The following is a 20615-nucleotide window of genomic DNA, read 5'->3' on the forward strand; positions in this document are numbered from 1 at the left end:
CCGCCTGGCCGCGTGCCGCCGGGGGGCGGCACCGGTTCCGCGGATCAGCCGAAAACTCTGCGCTGGATCTCGCGGCGGTAGTCATCGAGCGTGTTGTCCAGGTGGACCATGGCGGCCTCGGCCGCCGCCTCCGGGTCGCCTTCCCGGATGGCCCGGTACATGGCGGCGTGCTCCTCCACCGCTTCCGCCGCGTGACCGCCGACTGTGCCGTGCAGTCCGATGGTGCTGGACTGGCGCTGCAGCCGGCGTGCCTCACGCACCGCCGCGACGAGGAACGGGTTGTGCGCGGCGGTGGCGATGCTGATGTGGAAGTCCTCGTCGCCGCGGTCGAACAGCTCGCGCCGACCTGTCAGGTGGCCCTCGCGGCACGTCTCGGCGGCGGCCTCGATGGCGCGCAGCTCGGCCGGAGTCGCCCGGGTGGCGGCCAGCCGGCTCGCCGCGGCCTCCTGTACCCGCCGGAACTCGAAGAGCTGGTAGACGTGCTCCAGGTCGGTCGGCAGGAAGAAGCCTGCCCAGCGTGAGGGCCCCAGCAAGCCCTCGTCGTCCGTCACATAGAGCCCGCGCCCCTTCTGCGCGCGCACCCGGCCGATGGCTGACAGGATCTTCACGGCCTCCCGCACCACGGTGCGACTGGTGCCCAGGCGCGACGCCAAGTCCTGCTCGGTCGGCATCCGCTCGCCCGGCTCCAGGCGCAACTCGGCGATGAGCTCCAGGATCTGCTCGGCAACCAGCTCATATCCGGGACGGTAGGGACCCGTCGGCCCGGCGTCGTGCCGCTCCTGGGGCGGCTTGCCGTCTGCCGCCGCTACAGGCTTCTCGTCCAACGGCTTGCCTCCTACCTCGACACGGGGGCACATCACTCCGTCCGTGGCTGGTCCCCTGGTGCAGGGAGCGTACACCTGCACTCTTCTCCCAGATAATGAGTCATACTCATTCGCGATAAAGAGTTACCCAATCTGGAACATAAACCAGCAAAATGCGTCGCTCGTACGGCACTCAGGGCAATAGATCTTGTAAATAAGCATGCCTATCCCGTTGACTCACCTCCGTCGACCGGCTCTTATGTGTGACCAAGGCCAGCCACGATGAGCGGAGTCGTTCATGGCAGTGAAGGTCCGCGCGGTCGGCGCGAAGAGATCGGGAAAGCGACGCGGACGGCTCGGGGGCATGGCCGCAGGCGGCGTGCTCGCCCTGATGGCCGTTGCCGCCTGCGGCAGCGGACCCGCCGGCCCGCGGGACGGCTTCCATCCGGTGAAGCAGACGGACGGCACGTTGACGGTGTGGGTCGACTCCTCGCGCCTGGCGGCTGCCAAGCTGTACAAGGCCCGGCATCCCTCGGTGAAGATGCACATCGTCACGTACGACGGGGATGCCAATGGCTCCAACTACCTGCGCACCAAGGTGAGCCTGTTCAACCGCACCCGCCACGGCTGGCCGGACGTGGTCTTCAGCTCCCAGAACAACGAGACGTCCTGGGCCGTGGAGGCAGGCTTCACCGCCCCTCTGGACAAGGGGCTGATCCCCAAGTCCACACTTGCGGGCTGGGCCAAGGGGGCGAACGACCCGTGCACCGTCGACGGAACTCTCTACTGCCTGCGCAACGACCTGGCGCAGACCGTTCTCTGGTACAACGCCGACCTCATGACGAAGTGGGGATACCAGGTCCCCAGCACCTGGGAGGAGTACCAGGCCCTGGGCGAGAAGGTCGCCGCCGAGCATCCCGGCTACCTGATCGGCTCGGCGGGTGACGCGTTCACGCCCGAGATCTACCTGTGGGCGGGCAAGTGCGGAGCCAACCACATCACCGGGCCGAAGGCGGTAACGGTCGATACCGGCGGCGCGAACTGCAGGCGCATGGCCGGCCTCCTGGACACTTTGATCAAGAACAAGACGCTCTCCTCGAGCAGCGTGTTCAGTTCGGACTTCGACAAGAACGCCGCTGACAAACTCCTCATGATGCCAGGCCCGTCGTGGTACGGCGGCTCGCTGTTCCAGGGATCGTTCAAAACTCCGGCCCATCGGATCGCGGTCGCACCGATGCCTCAGTGGTCCGGGGAGTCCCGTCCGTCCGTCGGCAACGTCGGGGGTGGCACCTGGCTGCTGTCCGCGCACAGTGCGCACCTCAAGGCGGCGACCGCCTTCCTCACCTGGGTGACCACTTCGGACGACTATCAGGGCAAGAAGGCCCCCGGCTATCCCGCGTACGCGCCCGCGGCCGGCACCTGGCTGGCCCAGCAGGCGTCCTCCGGGTACTACGCGAACGACATCACCCGTCCTCTGCGGACCGCGGCCGACCAGGTGTGGCCCGGCTGGGGGTACGGCCAGTTCAGCCAGGAGGCCATCTGGGCCGCGACCGTCACGCCGGAGCTGACCGCGGGGAAGAGCCTCGTCTCGACCCTGCCGGCCTGGGAGCGAGCGATCGTGAACTACGCGCGCAGCGACGGGTACGAGGTGAGCCGGTGAGCGCGCCGTCCGCGGAAGCCGGCCGGGCTCGCCGGCCGATCGCCCGCCACGGCAGGTCGCCGGTCCGTTCCGGCCACGGGTTCGTCGCGGCGTACGTGGTGCTCCTGGCCGCGTTCGGCGTGGTCCCGACCGTCTATGCGGTCTGCTTCGCCTTCACCGACGCGGATGGCACCTTCGTGGGCCTGTCGAACTTCGCCACGGCCGCCCGGGACTTCCGGTTCGTCGCCGCCGTCGAGCACGTGGGGCTCTACCTGGTGTGCTGGCTCGCCAGCCTGGTGGTCTTCTCCGTCGGTCTGGCCCTGCTGCTGCACCGACTGGCCGCACAGGGCATGAGCAAGCTGCTGCGCTTCCTCTACTACCTCCCCGGCGCACTGGCAGGCGCGGCGAGCGTGATGGTCTGGCTGTTCGTGCTCGACCCGGCGGTCAGCCCGGTCGGCTTCCTGCTGCGCGGGCTCGGCTTCCCCACCTTCGCCCAGGTCATCGCCCCGTCGCAGTTGCCCGTCCTGTTCACCCTGATCGCCTTCTGGACCGGCGCCGGTGGCTGGATCATCGTGATGTACGGGGCGCTGAACAACATCTCGCCGGACGTCATGGAAGCGGCGCGGATCGATGGCGCGGGGCCCTGGCAGACCGCATGGCGGATCCAGATCCCGCTGCTGCGCAAGTGGATCGTCTACATGGTGATCCTCGCCTTCGCGGGCGGCACCCAGCTCTTCGTCGAGCCCCAGCTCCTGTCGCAGGCCAGCGTCGGCGTCGCCGGACGCGACTACTCGCTCAATCAGCTGTCGTACGACTTCGCCTTCCAGAACAACGACGTGAACACCGCGGCGGCCGTCTCGGTGGAGCTGCTGGTGGTCTCCCTCGTCGTCGCCGGAGTCTTCGTCGCCCGATCGGGGTTCTTCGATGCGGACTGACACCCGGACCACCGCTCCCCCGCTGCCGCCTCCCGCAGCGGCACCGCGGCCCCGGAAGAAGCCGCGCCGCGCTACCCGCCGCCTTGGCGTCCAGCCGCTGCCCGCTCTGGTGCTCGCGCTGTTCCTGGTCTTCTTCGTGCTCCCCGCGCTGTGGCTGGTGCTGGCCGCCACCAAGACCGACAGCCAGCTCGTGCACAGCAACCCGCTGTCCTTCGGATCCTGGCACGCGCTGCGGGCGAATTGGCACGCGCTGACGGACTACCAGGGCAACGCCGTCTTCCTGTGGCTGCGCAACTCGGCGCTGTACGCGTTCCTCGCCCTGGTCATCACCCTGTGCGTGGCGATCCCCGCGGGCTACGGACTGGCGATGACCGAGTTCCGGGGGCGGCGCACGCTGTTGATCGCGACCCTCGTGGTGATGCTCATGCCGAACGCCACGCTGGTGGTTCCGCTGTTCCTGGAAGTCAACGCGGTGCATTTGATCGGCTCGATGTGGTCGATCATCCTGCCGTACGCCTTCTATCCCTTCGGCGTGTACCTGGCCTACATCTACTTCAGTACAGCACTGCCGCGGGAGCTGCTGGACGCCGCGAGGCTCGACGGCTGCACCGAGGTCGGTGTGTTCCGCCGCGTCGCCCTCCCCCTGGCCGCTCCGGTCGTCGCCCTCGTCGGCTTCTTCAGCTTCGTGGCGAACTGGACGAACTACTTCCTCCCCTACGTCATGCTGCCCGACAGTCGCCAGTTCCCGGTGCAGGTGGGACTGGGGACTCTGCTGAACGACGTCCCCCAGTTCAACCCCACGGCCGGCTCACTCGCCGTCCAGCGTCCCGAACTGGCATTGGCCACACTGCTGGCCATCACTCCCGTACTGGTCGTCTTCCTCTTCTCCCAACGCTTCCTGGTGGCCGGCATGCTCGCCGGCGCCACGAAGAACTGAGCCCCCCCCGGCGCACGCCGCGTCCGGGTGCCGCCTGGCCCGAATGGAGATCCGATGCGCCCCGTCATCACAGCCTCGGTGCCGTTGCTGGAGCCACCGGGCTGGGCCACCGCACAGCGGGCGCTCTTCGACCTGCTCGACGATGCCTGGCGCCGGTTCGCAACGGACTTCACGGAAGACGACGGGCGGCTGAAGTACCGCGGCCGGCTGAGTTCCCGCGACGGCGCGGACGACTTCTACGAGGTCTTCTTCAACTGGCCGCAGCTCTACCTGCTCGGCGGGCACAGCGATCTGCTCGCGGCGTCCGAACGGCACTGGGAAGGAGTCACCCGGCAGCTGACCGAGCTGGGCATGCTGAGGGACGAGTTCGAACGGGGCTACGACTGGTTCCACCAGGGCGAGAGCATGCTGCTGTTCTACTTCCTGTGCATGGCCGCTCCCGAACGCTTCTCCGGGCGGGCGCGCCGCTTCGCGGAGCTGTACGTGGACCCGAAGTACGGCAACTACGACCCCGCCCACCGCATCATCAGCCGACCGCACAACGGCAGCGACCCGCGGCGCGAGGGGCTGTTCGACGGCGACGCGTATCCCTGGCTTCCCCAGGAAGCCCGGACATACGGCTTCCCCCTGGAGTGGACGCTGGGGGCGGCGTCCGACACACCGCCGCCGGCCCGTGACCCGCGGCTGGGCGAGGAGATGCGCCGCAGGATGGGCGAGGGAGACACCGCGGTCAACCTGGCCGTAACCGGACTGGTCCTCAACGCCCTGATTCTCACCGGGGAGGACCGCTACCGCGACTGGATCGCCGAGTACGTGGGCGCCTGGCGGGAGCGTGCGGCTGCCCGTGGCGGCGTCCTGCCGGACAACGTCGCCCCGGACGGCACGGTGGGCGGGCTGCTGGAGGGCCGCTGGTACGGCGGTCACTACGGCTGGTCCTGGCCACACGGGTGGTACAGCGTCGGGCATGCCGCGATCACCGCCGCCCTGGCCGGGGCAGCAGCCACGGGCGACGACTCCTGCCTGGACCTCGTGCGTCCCGCCCTGGACGAGATCATCGCCCAGGGCAAGGTCATGGCCTTCACGGACTCGGACTCGAGCCTACGGTCCAAATGGGTCGTCCAACTGGGCGAGGACGTGGTCACACCCACGCTGCATGTGCCGTTCCGGCACGCGGACCGGGGCTGGTTCGACTACAACCCGATGCTGATGGCTGTCCCGATGGCTCTGTGGCACCACTCCGCCTCGGCAGCGGACAGGGAACGCCTCGAACGGCTCCGTTCCGCCAGTGGCTACGACTGGCGCACGGTGCGCCCCTTCCGCAGCAAGGAGGAGGCCGGGCACGAGGAGCCCTGGTTCGCCTTCCTCAGCGGCGACGACCCCTCCTACCCGGAGCGGATCCTGGCCGCCGCGCAGGCCCAGGTCCGCCACCGGCTGACCCGCATGGAGCGCTTCCGCGGCACCGACGTGGCCGAAGCCGACATCCACCTGTGGCAGCAGTCGAACCCGGTCGTCACCGAGGCCCTGGTACAGCTGACCTGGGGCGCGCCACAAGTCGTCTACAACGGCGGCCTGCAGCAGGCACGAGTGCGGTACTACGACGCCACCGCCGCACGCCCGGGCCTGCCCCCGTCGGTGGCGGCCCTGGTCTCGCGCATCGACCCGGAGGCCACCGTCGTCGACCTGGTGAACCTCGATCCCCACGCCTCACGATCGGTGATCGTGCAGGCCGGAGCCTTCGCCGAACACACCATCCGAGCTGTCCAGCACACCATCTGCGAGGACCCCGCCTGGGTCGGCGACCTGTACGACTACGGCCACGGCCGGCCCGCCGTCACGTCCGCCACCACCCAGGCCGACGCCCCCTGGCTACAGGTGGACCTGCCCCGTTCCACCCGGATCCGCCTGACACTCCAGCTCGACCTGCGCACCCGGCCGCCGTCCTACCGGACGCCGTTCGGCGGACACGACCCCGGGGCGACGTCATGAAAGCGCCTGATCCACTCGCCCCGGCACACGGTACGGACCGGCTGTCGCTGACCGACTCCACCCCTTCGACCCCGGGACCAGCCATGCACCGATATCCCAGAATCGCCCTCGCGGCCCTCGCCGCGGCCGCCACCGCCCTCACCGGCCTCGCAGCGGCTCCCGCGAACGCCTCGGCCGCCCGCGTCGCCACGATCGTCGTCGCCCCCGGGGGCAGCGACCGCGACCAGGGCACGGCAGACCACCCCGTGGCCACCCTCGACCGGGCCCAGCGCCTCGCGCGTGACCTGTCGGACGCGTCCGACGTGGTCGTGGAGCTGTCCGGCGGCACCTACCACCTGACAAAACCCTGGAAGCTCAGCGGCGCCGACTCGGGCCGCAACGGCCACACCGTCACCTGGCGGGCGCGGCCCGGCGAGACACCCGTCGTGTCCGGCGGCCGGCGGGTGACCGGCTGGCGACTCGAGAACGCGGCGTCGAACGTCTATGTCGCACAGGTGCCGAAGGGCCAGGACGCACGGCAGCTCTATGTGGACGGCGCCCTCGCACCCCGTGCCTCGATCACCATTTCGCGCAACGACGTCAAGGTGACGCAGACCGGGCTGACCATCGTCAACCCCGCCCTGAGCTACCTCGCCTCGCTGCCCCGGCAGAACCGCATCGAGGTGGAGAGCCAGAACTCCTTCACCGACCGGTACGCGCCCGTGCGGAGCATCAGCGGCACGACCATCACCATGCAGCAGCCGGCCTGGAACAACAGCAACTGGGGCTACGACACCATCGCCAAACCCTTCGCCGGTGGCACCCTCCTGCTGGAGAACTCCTACTCCTTCCTCAAGACCGCGGGTCAGTGGTACCTCGACCCGGAGGCGGGCCTCCTCTACTACAAGGCACCCGCCGGTCAGGATCCGGGCGACAGCGACATCGAACTGCCGCAGCTCACCTCGCTGCTGCAGATCGGCGGCACCTACGACAACCCGGCCCGGGACATCACCATCCAGGGTGTCCGCTTCGAGTACTCCACGTGGCTCCAGCCGGGCACCTCGACCGGCTACGCCAACCAGCAGAACGGCACCTTCATCCCGTCCGCGTACCCCCAGCCCGCCGACTTCCTCACCTCCTGCCAGTCCGGCTGCCCGCTGTTCGAGGGGGCCCGCAACGGCTGGCACCAGATACCGGCGGCCGTGCAGGTCTCGGCGGCAAGCGACATCACCTTCACCGGGAACACCTTCACCCACCTGGGCCAGGTGGCCCTCGGCATCGGCAACGACGCGAACGCCCACGCCTCCGGTGTCGGCCTCGGCACATCCGGCATCACCGTCCACGGCAACACCTTCACCGAAGACTCCGGCGCGGGCATCGTGGCCGGCGGTGTGCAGCCCGACGCCCACCACCCCTCGAACCCCGCGATGGCCAACAAGGACATCACCATCACGGACAACCTGGTGACACAGGTCGCCCAGGACTACAAGGACATGTCCGGCATCCTGTCCACCTACGTCACCCACGCGGTGATCGAGCACAACGAGGTCTCCGACCTCGCCTACGACGGCATCGACGTCGGCTGGGGCTGGGGTGCCAACGACCCCGGCGGCAGCACGGACTACAAGAACCGCGGCCTGTACAACTACCAACCGGTCTACACCACGCCGACGACGCTGTCGGACAACGTCGTCCGCCACAACCTCATCCACGGCACCAAAAAGGTCTTCCACGACGGCGGCAGCCTGTACAACCTGTCGGCGAGCCCCGGGACCGTCATGGAGGGCAACTACATCTACGACAACCGCAACACCGTCGGCCTCTACCTGGACGAGGGCTCCCGCCACGTCACACTCCGGCACAACGTGATCCGGGACGCCGGCGTGTGGGCCTTCACCAACGCCAGCGGAACCAACAACACCAATGACAGCACGTTCTCGGAGAACTGGTACAACACGGGTGCCACCCAGGTGGCGACCGGGGCACCGCACAACAACATCCTGAGCGGTAACGTCAAGGTGAGCGACGGAAACTGGCCGGCGGCAGCACGCCAGGTCATGGAACAGGCCGGCATCGAACCCGGACTGCGCGCCGACGCCGGGCATTCCACATCGGCGCCGAACGGCGCCGCCAAGAAGCACCGGACCTCCTGAATCCCGTACGGCTGGATGCGCAGCGCCATCGACGAGCCAGGTGCTGCGCATCTTTGAACAGCCGGCCGGCGGACCCGCCCCCGAACCGGCCCGGTTGGCGCCCCGGATCGTGACAGTCCGGTCCCGGTCGGCCTGCGGTCTCGTCAGTGGTCCAGGTGCTGACGCAGCCACTGCTCCGTCGTGCTCACATGCATCAGCGCCGCGGCCTCGGCCAGTGCGGAGTCCCTGCGCAGCAGTGCGGCGTAGATCGCCTCGTGCTCGGCGATGGTCCGGTCGCCGGCGTGGTCGTCGACCATGCCGCGCCAGACCCGGCCGCGCACAGTGCGGCTGGAGATCCCCTCCAGCAGCGTAGCCAGCGTGCTGTTCCCGGCGGCTGCGATCACCGCCCCGTGGAAGGCGGCGTCGTGCTCGTTGAGCAGCTCGACATCGTCGCGGGCGGCCTTCATCGCGTCAAGGTGGTGCCTGACCACGACGAGGTCGTCGTCGGAGATCCGGGTGGCGGCAAGGCTCGTGGCAATGGGCTCGAAGAGCCTGCGCACTTCGGTCAGTTCCAGGAGGGTGTCCCCGTGGAGCAACTCCACCGCCGCGCCCAGCCCCTCGAGCAGCAGCGCGGGCTCCAGACTCGTCACATAGGTCCCGTCGCCCCGCCTGACATCCAGGACCCGCGCGACAACAAGCGCTCTGACCGCCTCACGCATCAGGTTCCTGGACAGACCGAGCTCCGTGGCCAGCTGCTGCTCGGGCGGCAGCTTGGCGCCCGGCGGCAGTTCGCCGGACTGGATCAGCTCCCTGATGCGGGCGATTGCCTTGTCGGTCAATGACATAGGCGGACTCCACACTCCCTGCTCGCGCACGTCACGCTAACAGGACCTCCCATGTTCCGAAAAGGGACGCGAAGTTCTTCATGGGCACCAGGCTCGCCGATGGCCACACTCTTCGGCCGTCACCTGCGGAAGTGCGTTCCCCCGCCCGATCCATAGCTGGTGATCCGACTGCGCCCGAATGAACACATCCCATGTCACGGCCCGATGCGTCAGGCCCGCCCCTGGCCGCCGAGAGGGTCAGGCGATGAGGGATCCTGCGGAGGCTCTTGATAGTTGCTCGGGAGTCCCGAAGTCGGATGCCTACACCTCGCCGGTGGCGAACAGATCGAGGTGCCCGCACTCGGGGCAGCGGAATGCCACTATCTGCCGCCGGGGACGACCCGTCCGCTTGGCACCCCCGAAAAATCCCCGCTCCATCGCGCCCTCGATCCAGCGCGCGTACCCGCGCGAGTGCTCGCCGGCGTCCTCGATGAAACCTTCCGCCAGACCGACGGTGCCGCAGTGGGTGCACGTGTAGTTGTTCATCCCGTGAGTGTACGGAACGGTGAGGCCAGGTCGGACCCGTAGCCGTCGGCTCCTGCCCGGCTGGCACCGTCAGTCCGGTGCCACAGACCTCGGGGTGGGAGCTGAGCCATGGGGATGAGCGCTTCCGGACAGGTGGGCCACCGCCTCGGGCACGGATGTGTTGCTGCGCGTCAGCAGGTGCCGACGGGCGAGGGTGGCGTGGTTGAGGGCGCGGCTGTCGAGGACGGTCATGGCGTTCTCAGGCTGCGGCTCGCTCGTGGGGTGGGCGTCGGCGCAGGTCCGTGCGGTTGAGCGAGGGGGGTGTGTAGGAGACGTCCAGAGGGCTGATGTCGGTGCCGGGCGGGACGATTGCATCGATCTTGTCGAGGAGGTCGTCGCCGAGGGTGAGGGTGGCGCCGGCCAGCAGGTCGTCGAGGTGGTCCATGGTGCGCGGGCCGATGATGGCGGAGGTGACATTGGGGTGGCTGGTGGCGAAGGCCATGGCCAGGTGCGTGAGGGAGTGGCCGGCTTCTTCGGCGAGAGTGAGCAACTGCTCGACCGCATCGAGCTTGCGTTCGTCGGTGAGGTGCTCGGGGACCCATTGCATGCGGGCGTTGTCGGGCCGCTGGGCATTCTTGCGGTAGCGACCGGTGAGCAGGCCCATGGCCAGCGGGCTCCACACCAGGACGCCCAGGCCGTAGCGGCGGCAGGCGGGCAGGACCTCACGCTCGATGCCCCGGTTGAGGATGGAGTAGGTGGGCTGCTCGGTACGCAAGCGGTGCAGTCCACGCTGTTGCGACACCCACTGGGCTTCGACGATTTCCGAGGCCGGCAGGTTGGAGGAGCCGATCGCTCGGACCTTCCCGGCACGCACGAGGTCGGTGAGAGCGGAGAGGGTCTCCTCGATGTCCGTGTGCGGGTCGGGGTGGTGGATCTGGTAAAGGTCGATGTACTCCGTCTGCAGCCGCTTCAGCGAGCCCTCGACCGCCTGGATGATCCAGCGCCGGGAGCTGCCGCTGCGGTTGGGGCCTTCGCCCATCGGGCCGTTGAACTTGGTCGCCAGCACGACCTCGTCACGGCGTCCTTTGAGGGCCTTGCCGACGATCTCCTCGGTCTCGCTGTAGCCGTAGACGTCAGCGGTGTCGACGAAATTGACGCCCGCCCCGAGCGCTCGGTGGATCATGCGCACGCAGTCGTCGTGATCCGGGTTGCCCATCTTGCCGAACACCATGGTGCCCAGGCAGTAGGCGCTGACTTCGATGCCGGTCTGTCCCAGCTTCCGCATCCGCACGGTGACCCGCTTCCTTCCGCTCTTCTACGTGCTCGGTGCCTGCGCCGTCCAGACCGCCAGGGTGGCTGCGGCGGCCCGGACGGCGCAGGCATGCCAGGTCGGCTGGATCAGCCGTTGTACTGGGCAGCGACGTCCAGGACCCAGGTGACGCCGAACCGGTCGGTGAGCATGCCGTACAGCGGCGCCCACTGCGCAGGCTCCAGCGGACGCACGATGGCCGAGCCCTCGACGAGCTTGCCCCACAAGGCGCTGATCTCCTCGGCATCGTCACCGCGCACGGAGACGAAGAACGGGTTCTCGCCCTGGTTCCAGGGCAGTTGCGAGGGCACGTCGTAGGCCATGACGTGGAAGCCGTTGTCGCCGACCACCTCGCCCCACATCACCCAGTCCGCCTCGCTCTCGTTCTGCACGGCGCCCGCATCCTTGTAGGTGACCGCGACAGTACGTCCACCGAAGACGGACCGGTAAAAGTCCAGTGCCTCACGTGCAGTGCCCCGGAAATTCAGGTGAGTGGTGGTCGTGACGGACATGACCTGCTCCTCGCTTCGATGTGACGAACGGCTGCCGTGACCGGGGGCTATGCCTCCCGAACGGCTCGTATGCCACTGTGGCGAAGGTATAGGACAGGTTGTGACCTTTACTGCGGGGAGGCAGGTGTCATGGATAGACCTTCCTCCCGGCTGCTCGTGCTGCTCTCGCTGCTGCAAACACGAACGTGTCCGGCGAGGTCGGCAGTGGCCGGCTCTCCCGAGTCCCAGCCACCGGCCCGTCTGGGCCGAGCACGCCTCCTGACACGGACCGGCGCCCGCCAGTTCGTCGAACGGCTGCTTCTGGAGTGACGTCCCGGGACACCACTCCCCGAACCGGGAGGGCGCCTGGCGTTCCGGCCGGTCGGCGACACCGAGGAAATCCTCGCCCTGATGACTCGGGTCCTGGACGGAACGCTGGACGCGCACAGCAGGGACGACCTGACCCGGATGTCCCCCCGCGAAGCGGCGGCCAGACACTATGAGGAGGAGCTCGCGCACTACCGGAGCCCGCGGGACTGGTGGCGGATCGCGACACTGCCGGACGGCGAGCCGGTGGGGTTCGTCACCCCGGCGCGCAACGACTACAACCCCGTCATCGGCTACCTCGCCGTACTCCCCGAACACCGGGGCAACGGCTACATCGACGAGATCCTTGCCGAAGGCACCCGGATCCTCAGCGCGCAGGATGTCCCCCGCATCCGGGCAGCCACGGATCTCGGCAACACCCCCATGGCGAACGCTTTCCAACGCATCGGATACGTCAACTTCGCACGCCGGATCTGCATGATCTGGAGCTGACCGAGGGCGCGCCATACGGCACCCGACGCTGGTGCTCGATGAGTGGCTGCGGCAACCGGGCCAAGGCCCAGCGCCACCACGCCCGCCACCACCAGGGCTGAGCCCAGCCGTCGGCGCACCGCTGGAGCGCCTGCGGGTACTCGCCCAGTGGCGCTGCCGTCGGGTGTGAATCGGGGTCGGAGGAGCACGCGTCTGGGGTTTGATGGGACCACAGGCAACAACCGCCCGCTCGCCAGCGGGAACTGGCGTGGCGGCAGGCTGCGGCGGTTCGCCTCAGTCGACGAGCCCAGCCCTGGAGTAAACGATGAAGGCATTCCGGCACTGGCAAGGGCGTCCCGCTGCAGAGTGCCGAACCGCCGGACCCCGTAGCGGACCCGGGCTGGGTCGTGGTGGACGTCGAGGCCCAGGCCGAACCGGGTGATGTCATCGCCCTCATCAGCCTGGGCGGCCTCGGCCTCAACGAGGGCCTGGACCGACTACGCCACGGCACGGTCCGCGGCCGGCTGATCACCCGCCCCAGAGCCTGACCCCGACCAGACACCAAGAATTCGCGCGGTGGGCAGCGGCCGATCTCCAGACGCCACCCGGCGAAGCAGAGCCCAAAGGCAACGCGAGCGTCCCGCGGGCGCCACTCCCCGAACTCATTTCCCCCACTCGGATCGGGGAAACGGCGGCCTACCGGGCCGCAGTCTCAGTCCACCGACCGGGTGAAAAGCGGTGTGAGGGCCAGAATCGCCATGTCGTCATGCCGTCGGCCACCGGTCCAATCGGTGACGTCCGCCACGAGCGCGTCCACCACCTCCGACGCCGTGCGGAAATCTCGGTGGGCCAGCCTCGTACGGGGTTCGTAGTAGGCCCCGTGCCGGTCGCGCGCCTCGGTGACACCATCGGTCACCAGCAACAGGTAATCCCCCTGGTGGAAGGGGAAGGTGTCACTGCCGGATACGCCGACGCCCTCCGGCATCCCCAGCCCCAGGGGAAGCCCCGGAACCGATGGCTCCAGCGACGTCACCCGGCCCCCGCGGATCAGATACGGCGGCGGATGACCGCGGTGGTGCAACCGCACCCGCCCCTCCTCTTCGCTGACCTCGACCAGTACGGCGGTGGCGAACCGCTCCAGTGCGTCCGGCTGGTCACCGACGTCCGCCGCGAACCGGGTCAGGGCCCGCTCCATGTACTCGGCGAGCTCCCGCAACGTCGCCGCCTGCTCCGCCGCCTCACGGAAGGCGCTGGTCGCCACGGCCATGGTGGACACGGCAGGCAGCCCCTTGCCCCGTACGTCCCCGATCAGCGCCCGCACCCCGAACGGCGAATTGCGCACCGCATAGAAGTCCCCGCCGATCAGCGCTTCCGCGTGCGCGCACTCGTAGCGGGTGGCCACCGACACCGCCCCCACCCGCGCGGGTGGCAGTGGCAGGACCGCCCGCTGCGCCACCTCGGCCACGGCGCGCACCGCCGCGAAGCGCTGCCCCTGACGCTGGACCACCCACTTCAGCCACAGCGCGATCGCGCTGATCACCGCCACGTCCAGCAGGTTCACCACGAGCGCCGTCAGCGGGCGGTTCACCAGCACATCCACACACACCGCCAGCACACACGCAGCGGCCGCGGTGATCGCCGCGCCCCGGAACGTCAGCACCATGCAGGCCGCGAGCGGGCCGGCGGACAGCAGGGGCAACCCGGCGTACGGCACCGGCCCGAAGACGTCCAACACCACACCGCCGATCAGCAGCAGCACCGGGACCGTGCCGAGCAGCCCCGCCCAGCCACCGCGCGCCCCCTCCCCCGCCCCGCCCACCACGCCCCGGCGCGCACCGGCTCCTCGGCCACCGGCCCTCACCTCGTCCGCCATCCGCGCTCTCCCACTCCGTGTCCGGCCTACGGCGGTGAGAGAGTGTTCTCCCGCCCCTACCGCCATACCCGAGGGCACGGACGGAGTGCGCGGGCCCACGCCGCATCACCCCCGATCGGTGGCGGGCGGAGGCGATACAGACCGTCCCCGGGCGGTGGGCGCGGCGCCCTGCCGCAGAGGTGGCCCTGGTCACCGAGCAGTCGAGAGAAACCTGCGACTGAGGGCGCTGCGGGCGGTCAGTAGCGGGCTATGTCCACTCCCCGCACCGTGAGTGCGGTGTGCATGGGACCGGGCCGCCCGTCGTACGCCTCCCACGTCGCCACGCGCGGGCAATCGATGAGCGTCCGTTTCCGCAGGTCGGGGCAGTCCTCCAGGGCAGGCAGCGAGCCCAGGTTCGGCACCTGGGAGAAGGTCACGTCGTCCACCGGGGCACCGGCCAGGCCACCGGGGTCCACGAGCACCGCGCAGTCCTCGACGCTGAGTTCACGCAGGGCGGGCAGCTCACCGAGGCGGCCGGGGCGCGCAGGCTGCGGCAGTGGGAGACCCACAGGTCGTCCAACTGGTCCTGGCGTTCGAGACCCTCCAGGGTGACCAGGTTGTCGCAGTGCCCTCGACGAGGAGCGGCCGGGACCCCTGGCCGGGAGTCTGCGCCCGCCGAGGCGAGGCCGACCCGGGTGGCGATGGCGAGTATGGCCAGTAGGCGTTTCCCGGCCCGTGGTCAGGCGTGGGGCGCTCAGCCGGTGATGATCTGGGTGAGGGCCGCGTGGTTGTGGTAATCGCGGGACTCGACGATCTTGCCGTCGCGAACGCGCATCACGATCACGTTGGCCGTGGTGAGCTGCTTGTCGGTGCCGGGCACGCGCATCTCGTAGTCCCATTCGGCCACGATGACCTCGGGGTCGGCCGTCTCGTGGATGACCACGTTCTTCGCGGTCATCTCGAACCACTCCCGCAGTCCGTCCAGCAGCCGCCGCAGGCCCTCCTGACCGCGGGTCACAGTCGGCTCCGGCACCGCGAACGGGTGTTCCAACACGATGTCCGGCGCGTAGAGCTGCCAGAGATTGTCGAAGTCGCGGTCGACCATGCCGGCCAGCAGCTTCTCGAACACCGCGCGCGGGGTGTCACTCAATGGTTCAACTCCTTGAAAACCAATCGGAGACTTCCTCCGCTTCACTTATACGGAACGGCGTTCCGATTGTCAATGAGGGCGTTGCACCCAGGCCCGCCCGGCCTCGGGGCGGCTGTGGCCCGGAGTGCCTAGGCTGTCACCGCTACGGAAGGGTGGCGCCATGGACGCTGACTCCCGGACCAGGGCCGCGATCGAGGAGCATTGGCGGGCCTCGGAACGCGGGAACACCGAAGCCGAGCACGCCATCTACGCCACGGACGCGATCCTGGACTACCCGCAGTCAGGTGAGCGGTTCCGGGGCCGAGCGATGATCTCGGCGCAACGCGGCGGGCACCCGGCCGACCGACACTTCACCGTCCGGCGGATCACCGGCCATGCGAATCTGTGGGTGAGCGAATGCCTCATCACCTACGACGGTGTGCCTTCGTACTCGGTGAGCATCATGGAATTCGCCGACCAGCACGTGGCGCACGAGACGCAGTACTTCGCCGCCCCCTTCGGCGCGCCGGCCTGGCGGGCCGCGCTCGCGGAGCCGATGCCGGGCCGGACCATCGCCGGAGCCTGATTCTTGGCCTCGCTCGGGTCATCCGGGTGCCACACCCTCGGGTGTCTGATTGCCCCTGAATTCGAACAAGTGATCTCATGCGAGGCATGAACCAGCACGACTTCCCCCTCGACCTCGTGGAGGCGCAGACCGCCTGGTACCGCACGTACTGGCAGCTCGCCGAATCCGGCCCGACGGCCAGTACCACCACGGACCGTCGACGCCTGCAGCAGCTGTCGAAACAGATCGCCGGGCACCCCTACTGGTGTGGACCGTCGGGCACACCCGCCGCGCGCATGGAACTCAAGGAGCTCGCCCGGCGTGAGGCCGGGCGATGAGAGCGGCCTATACCACCGCTGCCGCCTGACGGCGCTCAGCGCGTTCGGCCCGCCGCAGCAGCAGGTCCGCGAACTGGATGATCTCGGCCGCCTCGACCGGATCATCGAAGTCCCATCACCAGGCATCGGACAGACGTTCCACGAGGCTGTCCGTGTCCGGCTCATCCCGGAACGCCTGCCACGCCGACCCCATCGTCCCTGCGTGTTGCGGATAGCCCGGGGTTACCGGCAAGGCGCTTCAGCGGAAGGAACGCGATAACCCGGGTCGGCATCCAATGCCGGGTCTCACCCACTCGCACCGCGGAGGACGGTGTCGACGGTGCGGTGGGCGAAGGCCGTCAGTTCTTCCGGGTCCTGCTGTCCGAAAGTGGAGGCCCAAAGAGCGAAGCGGCCGAAGAGGGCCGACCAGAGGGTGGTGGCTGCGTGTTCGACGCCATCGGGCCAGCGCCGGCCTTCGTTCTCGCAGGCATGGAGGGCGTCGAGCCACTGCTGCCACAGAGCGCGAGCGGGATGGGCATCGCGCGGTATCCCGAAGGCGGTGGCGTCGTAGCCGAACATGAGGCGGTAAACGCCACGTTGGGTGCGGGCGAAGGTGTAGTAGGCGTCGGCTTGAGCGCACAGCCGCTCGCGGGCATCGGCCCCGCAGTCGACCGCTTCGGCGTCGGCGTCGCGCATGGCAGCGACGAGACGCTCGTAGCCGTCCTCGGTGACCGCACGGGCCAGCTCGTCCTTGTCGGCGAAGTGCAGATACATGCTCTGGGCGGCGATGCCGACTTCGCGCGCGACCTCGCGGAGGGAGACGGGAAGGGCGTCGTTCGCCACCTTCTCGTCGAGCAGGCGGCCGACGGCCGCGAGGATGTCCTGGCGCAGCCGCTCGCCCTGGCCTCGGGCGTTGCGCCTGCGTACGGTGGTGGATGGCTGGTCGTTCACCTTTCTCATTGTGGTCCATCAGCCGCTTCGGGGAGGCCGGCCCGGCCGGGCCGGCCTCCCCGAAGCGGCTACGCCTGCCCGAGGGCACGCGTGGCCGTGGCCATCGCCTGGCCGGCTGCTGGGTATCCAATGTACGGGACGGTGTGGAGCACGGCTTCCAGGATCTCCTCCGCGCTGAGTCCGTTGGCACGGCCTTGATGTTCGTGGTCGGGAAGGCCGCGCCCAGCATCTCCTCCACGACCTGCTCCCCCGCCGCCCGGCGCGCACTCGCCGTGCGCTGTGCGTCGGCGGCCTCGACGTCTTCGGCCCCTACTCATGGCTGTTCTCCGTTTTGGGGTGCGGTCAGGCGGGACAACATGCCCAGGCCGGTCGCGGTGTGGTCCCTGCGTCCACGGGGAGCACCGTGCCGGTGATCCAGCGTGACTCCGGGCATCGATACGCGTGCGGGTGTGCGTGGCGCGCTCCTCACCGACGTCGAGAATCCCGACTGTGGCGCCCTGTGCGGCGAGCAGTAGTGCGGTCGCGGCTCCCGTGCCGAGGAATTCTCCGCTGCTGCCGGCACCGGTGATCAGCGCCGCCGTTCCCTCCATACGACTGCCGCGGCCGTCGAGGTAGCCTCCGACGGTGAACGCGCCGGCGCTCACCAGGTCACGGGCAGGGACTTCAGGCCGTACACGGCGGTCTCGCTCTTGAAGTCCAGCTCGTCCTCGGTGACGGCCAGCCGCAGCCCGGGGATCCGTTCGAAGAGGCGGGGCCAGGCCACCTCCATTTCGACGCGGGCAAGGTTCTGGCCCAGGCACTGGTGGGTGCCGAAGCCGAAGGCGACGTGGTTGCGGGGATTGCGGCCGATGTCGAGCCGGTCGGCGGGGCACTCGTCCGTGTCGAAGACGCGCGGGTCATGGTTGCCGGCGACCAGCGAGACGATGACGCCCTCACCCTCGCGGACCAGCTGTCCGCCGATCTCCACGTCTTCGAGGGCGACCCGGCGCGGGTTGACGGCGACGATGCTCCAGTAGCGCAGCATCTCCTCCACGGTGCTGGCCGCCAACTCGGGGTGAGCGATCAGCCGTTCACGCTGGTCGGGGTTGACGAGAAGTGCGGTCAAGCCCAGACCCAGCATGTTCGCGGTGGTCTCGTGCCCTGCTCCGGTCAGGAGCGCGACCAGACCGGGCATGGTCTCGGGCGGGAATCCGTCCGGGCCGGAGTGGTCCGCGAGGAGACGGCTGATCATGTCGTCGCCGGGCTCGCGGCGCTTGCGCTCGATGAGATCCGTGTAGTACGCGATCGCCTCCAGCTGTCCCTGGACGCGCTCCTCGTGCGTGGCGGTCAGGTCGGCGCCGAGGTCCGCGTGGATCTGGAAGACGTCCCGGTCCTCGTAGGGGACGCCCAGGACGAGGCAGATGGCCCGGGACGGCAGGGCGAGCGCGAACTCCTGGACGAAGTCGACGGGACCGCCCTTGGCGAGCATGGCGTCGATCAGCTCGTCCGTGATCCGCAGGAGCTCGTCGCGCATGGCCCGGGTGCGCTTGACGCTGAACTCCCGGGTGAGCATCTGCCGCAGCCGGGCGTGCTCGGGGTCGTCGAGGCGCAGGAAGAGGCCGCCCTGCTCCTCGCGCTGAGTGGACCAGTCGAGCGGGTACTCGGGGTGGCGCACGTCGGCGCTGAAGCACCGGCTGCCCAGGACGGCGCGGATGTCCTCGTGCCGGGTGGCGAGCCAGTGCCGCGAGCCGTCCCAGATGGTGACCTTGTGCAGGCCGCCGGCCTCACGGAACTCGGCGTGCTGCGGCGGCGCGCTGAAGGGACAGGTGCGCGGGGTCGGGAAGAAGGGCGCCTCGCTGTCGGGTGCCGGGGTGGGGGGTGCGGAGGAGGTCATGTCGCCTTGCCTTCTTTCCGACGTCTCTGTTCTCCGGGTGAGTTGCGCATACGTGGCCCGTCGGCGCCTATGCGGCGGACGGAGCAACCGCGGGCCATGCGGCCCGGTCGAGGACAGCCTGCCGCCAGGTGCGTAGGGAGCGGGCCATGCCGTTGCCGAGCACGCCGACCACGACGAGCCGCCGCGGTTCCGGGGCGGCCGTCACGTCAGCCCCTCTCGATCAGGATCGCGGCAGCCGGACACACCTGCGCGGCCTCTCGCGCGGCGGCTTCCTGCGCCGTCCCGGGCTCCGGGTCGAGCAGCACCACGATGCCGTCCTCGTCCCGCTGATCGAACACCTCCGGGGCCACAAGCACGCACTGCCCGGCAGCGCAGCACTTCTCTTCATCGACCGTGATCTTCACCCAACTGCCTTTCCCGTGAGCACAGTTCAGGCCCATCCGCCCCCCAACCCGCATGACCTGACACGCATCACCTTATGGCTGTCAGGTTAGAGTGACAAGAGATCGTGAAGCGGCATGCGGAACGGATGCCACCGCGTCGACCCGCACGGCCCGGCGGACCAGCGGTTCGGACGGCCAGCCGGGCGATCCGCTCCAGGGAAGCATCGGCCCCCTGCTCGGCGACCTCCCTTTCGGCCACGTCGAGGATGTGTGCGCAGTCGCGTCGTGCGTCCGCGGATCGGCGTGTTCCCAGCGCTTCAGACCTGGGGAGATGTATCGATGCAGGCCGACGCCTACACTTCGCCTGTGGTCCGGACCGCCGCGGACGCAATCTCCGTCAGCAGACCGGCGACAGCCTCAGGATCGCTGATCATGAGATCGTGTCCACTGTCAATCTCCCAGAATCGGCCTTCAGCGCGCGCCTTGGCTATCAGATCCTGGTTATGGATACCAAGACCCAGACTTGTGGTGGAGACAATCCGGTACTGCGGTATCGCCTCCAGTGTTGGCTCGTTGTTCAGGACGAGCGGCTGCTCCAGAGTTTTCCATGGGTGAGGGGTGAGGCGTGGCAGCGTCCACTCGATGTCCTTGGGGTCCGTAATCCCAAAAAACCTCACCAGGTCCTCGCTGGGAAGGAGTACCAGCTCGACACCGTCGATGACCTGGCCATTTTCCCTCTCCTTGAGGAGGGCCGGGAATGCCTCGATCTGCGACCGGCCATCGGGGGCATCGAGAAACACGAGCTTCCCGACCCGGTCGCTGACGCGATCAGCGGCTCCCTTCATCACTGTGCCGCCGTAGCTGTGGCCAACGAGCACCACGTCTCTCAGGTCCTCGTAGAAAAGGAGGTTGGCCACTTCGGTGATGTGCATGTTCAGATCGACATCCGGGCTCACCAGGTGTGACCGATCGCCCAACCCCGTCAGGGTCGGGGAATACACGGTGTGGCCCTCGGCCTCCAGTAGACGAGCGACCTTCCGATAGCACCAGCCGCCATGTCCAGCACCGTGGATCAGTACGTAGGTGGCCATGTTCTCTCCTGTCTGTTTTCGGGCATGCGGCAGAACATGCCGATGCATGTCGTGGGACGCGTGGGGTCTTCCCGCGGGACATCGCCCCGCGGGAGG

Annotated in this window: 22 protein-coding genes and 1 pseudogene; 10 read left to right on the top strand and 13 right to left on the bottom strand. The window is 68.8% G+C overall.

Going from position 1 to position 20615, the window contains the following annotated elements; genetic code table 11:
- Positions 1-44: 44 nt before the first annotated feature.
- Positions 45-824: a FadR/GntR family transcriptional regulator gene (locus tag ACZ6TD_RS02795; protein ID WP_471349858.1), complete on the bottom strand. Its 780-nt coding sequence runs from the start codon at positions 822-824 to the stop codon at positions 45-47.
- A 277-nt stretch (positions 825-1101) separates the two neighbouring features.
- Here ACZ6TD_RS02795 and ACZ6TD_RS02800 point away from each other — a divergent pair, with 277 nt between their 5' ends.
- The 5 genes from ACZ6TD_RS02800 (at position 1102) to ACZ6TD_RS02820 (ending at position 8432) form a co-directional block, all read left to right on the top strand.
- A complete protein-coding gene (locus ACZ6TD_RS02800) occupies positions 1102-2463 on the top strand; it encodes an ABC transporter substrate-binding protein (protein ID WP_471349860.1) in 1362 nt (453 codons plus the stop codon).
- 38 nt (positions 2464-2501) lie between these two features.
- Complete coding sequence (locus ACZ6TD_RS02805) at positions 2502-3377, top strand: carbohydrate ABC transporter permease (protein WP_471358783.1); 876 nt, start codon at positions 2502-2504, stop codon at positions 3375-3377.
- Entirely contained in the window at positions 3367-4314 is a 948-nt protein-coding gene (locus tag ACZ6TD_RS02810; protein WP_471349863.1) for a carbohydrate ABC transporter permease, read from the top strand. The genes ACZ6TD_RS02805 and ACZ6TD_RS02810 overlap by 11 nt, the downstream gene beginning before the upstream one ends.
- Positions 4315-4368: 54 nt before the next feature.
- Positions 4369-6300 (top strand): DUF8034 domain-containing protein, encoded by a 1932-nt coding sequence (locus tag ACZ6TD_RS02815; RefSeq protein ID WP_471349866.1) that lies wholly within the window; start codon positions 4369-4371, stop codon positions 6298-6300.
- Positions 6301-6383: 83 nt separating this feature from the next.
- Entirely contained in the window at positions 6384-8432 is a 2049-nt protein-coding gene (locus tag ACZ6TD_RS02820; protein WP_471349869.1) for a right-handed parallel beta-helix repeat-containing protein, read from the top strand.
- 143 nt (positions 8433-8575) lie between these two features.
- Here ACZ6TD_RS02820 and ACZ6TD_RS02825 read toward each other — a convergent pair whose 3' ends face one another.
- The 4 genes from ACZ6TD_RS02825 to ACZ6TD_RS02840 all read right to left on the bottom strand — a co-directional run bounded on the left by ACZ6TD_RS02825 (position 8576) and on the right by ACZ6TD_RS02840 (position 11581).
- Complete coding sequence (locus ACZ6TD_RS02825; protein WP_471349871.1) at positions 8576-9256, bottom strand: FadR/GntR family transcriptional regulator; 681 nt, start codon at positions 9254-9256, stop codon at positions 8576-8578.
- 300 nt (positions 9257-9556) lie between these two features.
- Positions 9557-9781, bottom strand: a complete 225-nt coding sequence (locus ACZ6TD_RS02830; protein ID WP_471349872.1) for a hypothetical protein — start codon at positions 9779-9781, stop codon at positions 9557-9559.
- Positions 9782-10019: 238 nt separating this feature from the next.
- Complete coding sequence (locus ACZ6TD_RS02835) at positions 10020-11051, bottom strand: aldo/keto reductase (RefSeq protein WP_471349875.1); 1032 nt, start codon at positions 11049-11051, stop codon at positions 10020-10022.
- A gap of 107 nt (positions 11052-11158) precedes the next feature.
- Positions 11159-11581, bottom strand: a complete 423-nt coding sequence (locus ACZ6TD_RS02840; RefSeq protein WP_471349878.1) for a VOC family protein — start codon at positions 11579-11581, stop codon at positions 11159-11161.
- Positions 11582-11971: 390 nt separating this feature from the next.
- Between ACZ6TD_RS02840 and ACZ6TD_RS02845 the strand changes: the two genes are divergently transcribed.
- From ACZ6TD_RS02845 to ACZ6TD_RS02855, 3 genes and pseudogenes are all read left to right on the top strand, one after another.
- Positions 11972-12379 (top strand): GNAT family N-acetyltransferase, encoded by a 408-nt coding sequence (locus ACZ6TD_RS02845; RefSeq protein ID WP_471349881.1) that lies wholly within the window; start codon positions 11972-11974, stop codon positions 12377-12379.
- 17 nt (positions 12380-12396) lie between these two features.
- Positions 12397-12480 (top strand): annotated as a pseudogene (locus tag ACZ6TD_RS02850) (CGNR zinc finger domain-containing protein); the annotation flags it as partial.
- Positions 12481-12765: 285 nt separating this feature from the next.
- Entirely contained in the window at positions 12766-12906 is a 141-nt protein-coding gene (locus ACZ6TD_RS02855) for a hypothetical protein (protein ID WP_471349883.1), read from the top strand.
- Positions 12907-13070: 164 nt separating this feature from the next.
- Here the strand turns inward: ACZ6TD_RS02855 and ACZ6TD_RS02860 are convergent, their stop codons facing one another.
- The 3 genes from ACZ6TD_RS02860 to ACZ6TD_RS02870 all read right to left on the bottom strand — a co-directional run bounded on the left by ACZ6TD_RS02860 (position 13071) and on the right by ACZ6TD_RS02870 (position 15360).
- Positions 13071-14231, bottom strand: coding sequence for a PP2C family protein-serine/threonine phosphatase (locus tag ACZ6TD_RS02860; protein ID WP_471349885.1), 1161 nt, complete (start codon positions 14229-14231; stop codon positions 13071-13073).
- Positions 14232-14467: 236 nt separating this feature from the next.
- A complete protein-coding gene (locus ACZ6TD_RS02865; protein ID WP_471349886.1) occupies positions 14468-14779 on the bottom strand; it encodes a hypothetical protein in 312 nt (103 codons plus the stop codon).
- A 185-nt stretch (positions 14780-14964) separates the two neighbouring features.
- Positions 14965-15360: a nuclear transport factor 2 family protein gene (locus ACZ6TD_RS02870; protein WP_471349888.1), complete on the bottom strand. Its 396-nt coding sequence runs from the start codon at positions 15358-15360 to the stop codon at positions 14965-14967.
- A 160-nt stretch (positions 15361-15520) separates the two neighbouring features.
- Between ACZ6TD_RS02870 and ACZ6TD_RS02875 the strand changes: the two genes are divergently transcribed.
- Together ACZ6TD_RS02875 and ACZ6TD_RS02880 are read left to right on the top strand one after the other, a co-directional pair.
- Positions 15521-15925, top strand: coding sequence for a nuclear transport factor 2-like protein (locus ACZ6TD_RS02875; RefSeq protein WP_471349890.1), 405 nt, complete (start codon positions 15521-15523; stop codon positions 15923-15925).
- Positions 15926-16011: 86 nt separating this feature from the next.
- Positions 16012-16242, top strand: a complete 231-nt coding sequence (locus ACZ6TD_RS02880; RefSeq protein ID WP_471349891.1) for a hypothetical protein — start codon at positions 16012-16014, stop codon at positions 16240-16242.
- Positions 16243-16527: 285 nt separating this feature from the next.
- Here ACZ6TD_RS02880 and ACZ6TD_RS02885 read toward each other — a convergent pair whose 3' ends face one another.
- The 5 genes from ACZ6TD_RS02885 to ACZ6TD_RS02905 all read right to left on the bottom strand — a co-directional run bounded on the left by ACZ6TD_RS02885 (position 16528) and on the right by ACZ6TD_RS02905 (position 20519).
- Positions 16528-17172, bottom strand: coding sequence for a TetR/AcrR family transcriptional regulator (locus ACZ6TD_RS02885; protein ID WP_471349893.1), 645 nt, complete (start codon positions 17170-17172; stop codon positions 16528-16530).
- A 640-nt stretch (positions 17173-17812) separates the two neighbouring features.
- The gene (locus ACZ6TD_RS02890) at positions 17813-19045 is read right to left on the bottom strand and encodes a cytochrome P450 (protein ID WP_471349895.1); all 1233 of its coding nucleotides are present in this window, start codon (positions 19043-19045) and stop codon (positions 17813-17815) included.
- A gap of 67 nt (positions 19046-19112) precedes the next feature.
- Positions 19113-19250, bottom strand: a complete 138-nt coding sequence (locus ACZ6TD_RS02895; protein WP_471349897.1) for a hypothetical protein — start codon at positions 19248-19250, stop codon at positions 19113-19115.
- Position 19251: 1 nt separating this feature from the next.
- Complete coding sequence (locus ACZ6TD_RS02900; protein WP_471349899.1) at positions 19252-19449, bottom strand: ferredoxin; 198 nt, start codon at positions 19447-19449, stop codon at positions 19252-19254.
- A 332-nt stretch (positions 19450-19781) separates the two neighbouring features.
- On the bottom strand, positions 19782-20519 hold the full coding sequence (locus ACZ6TD_RS02905; RefSeq protein ID WP_471349902.1) for an alpha/beta fold hydrolase: 738 nt from the start codon (positions 20517-20519) through the stop codon (positions 19782-19784).
- Between the last annotated feature and the right edge of the window lie 96 nt (positions 20520-20615).

This window comes from Streptomyces yongxingensis (assembly GCF_055597465.1).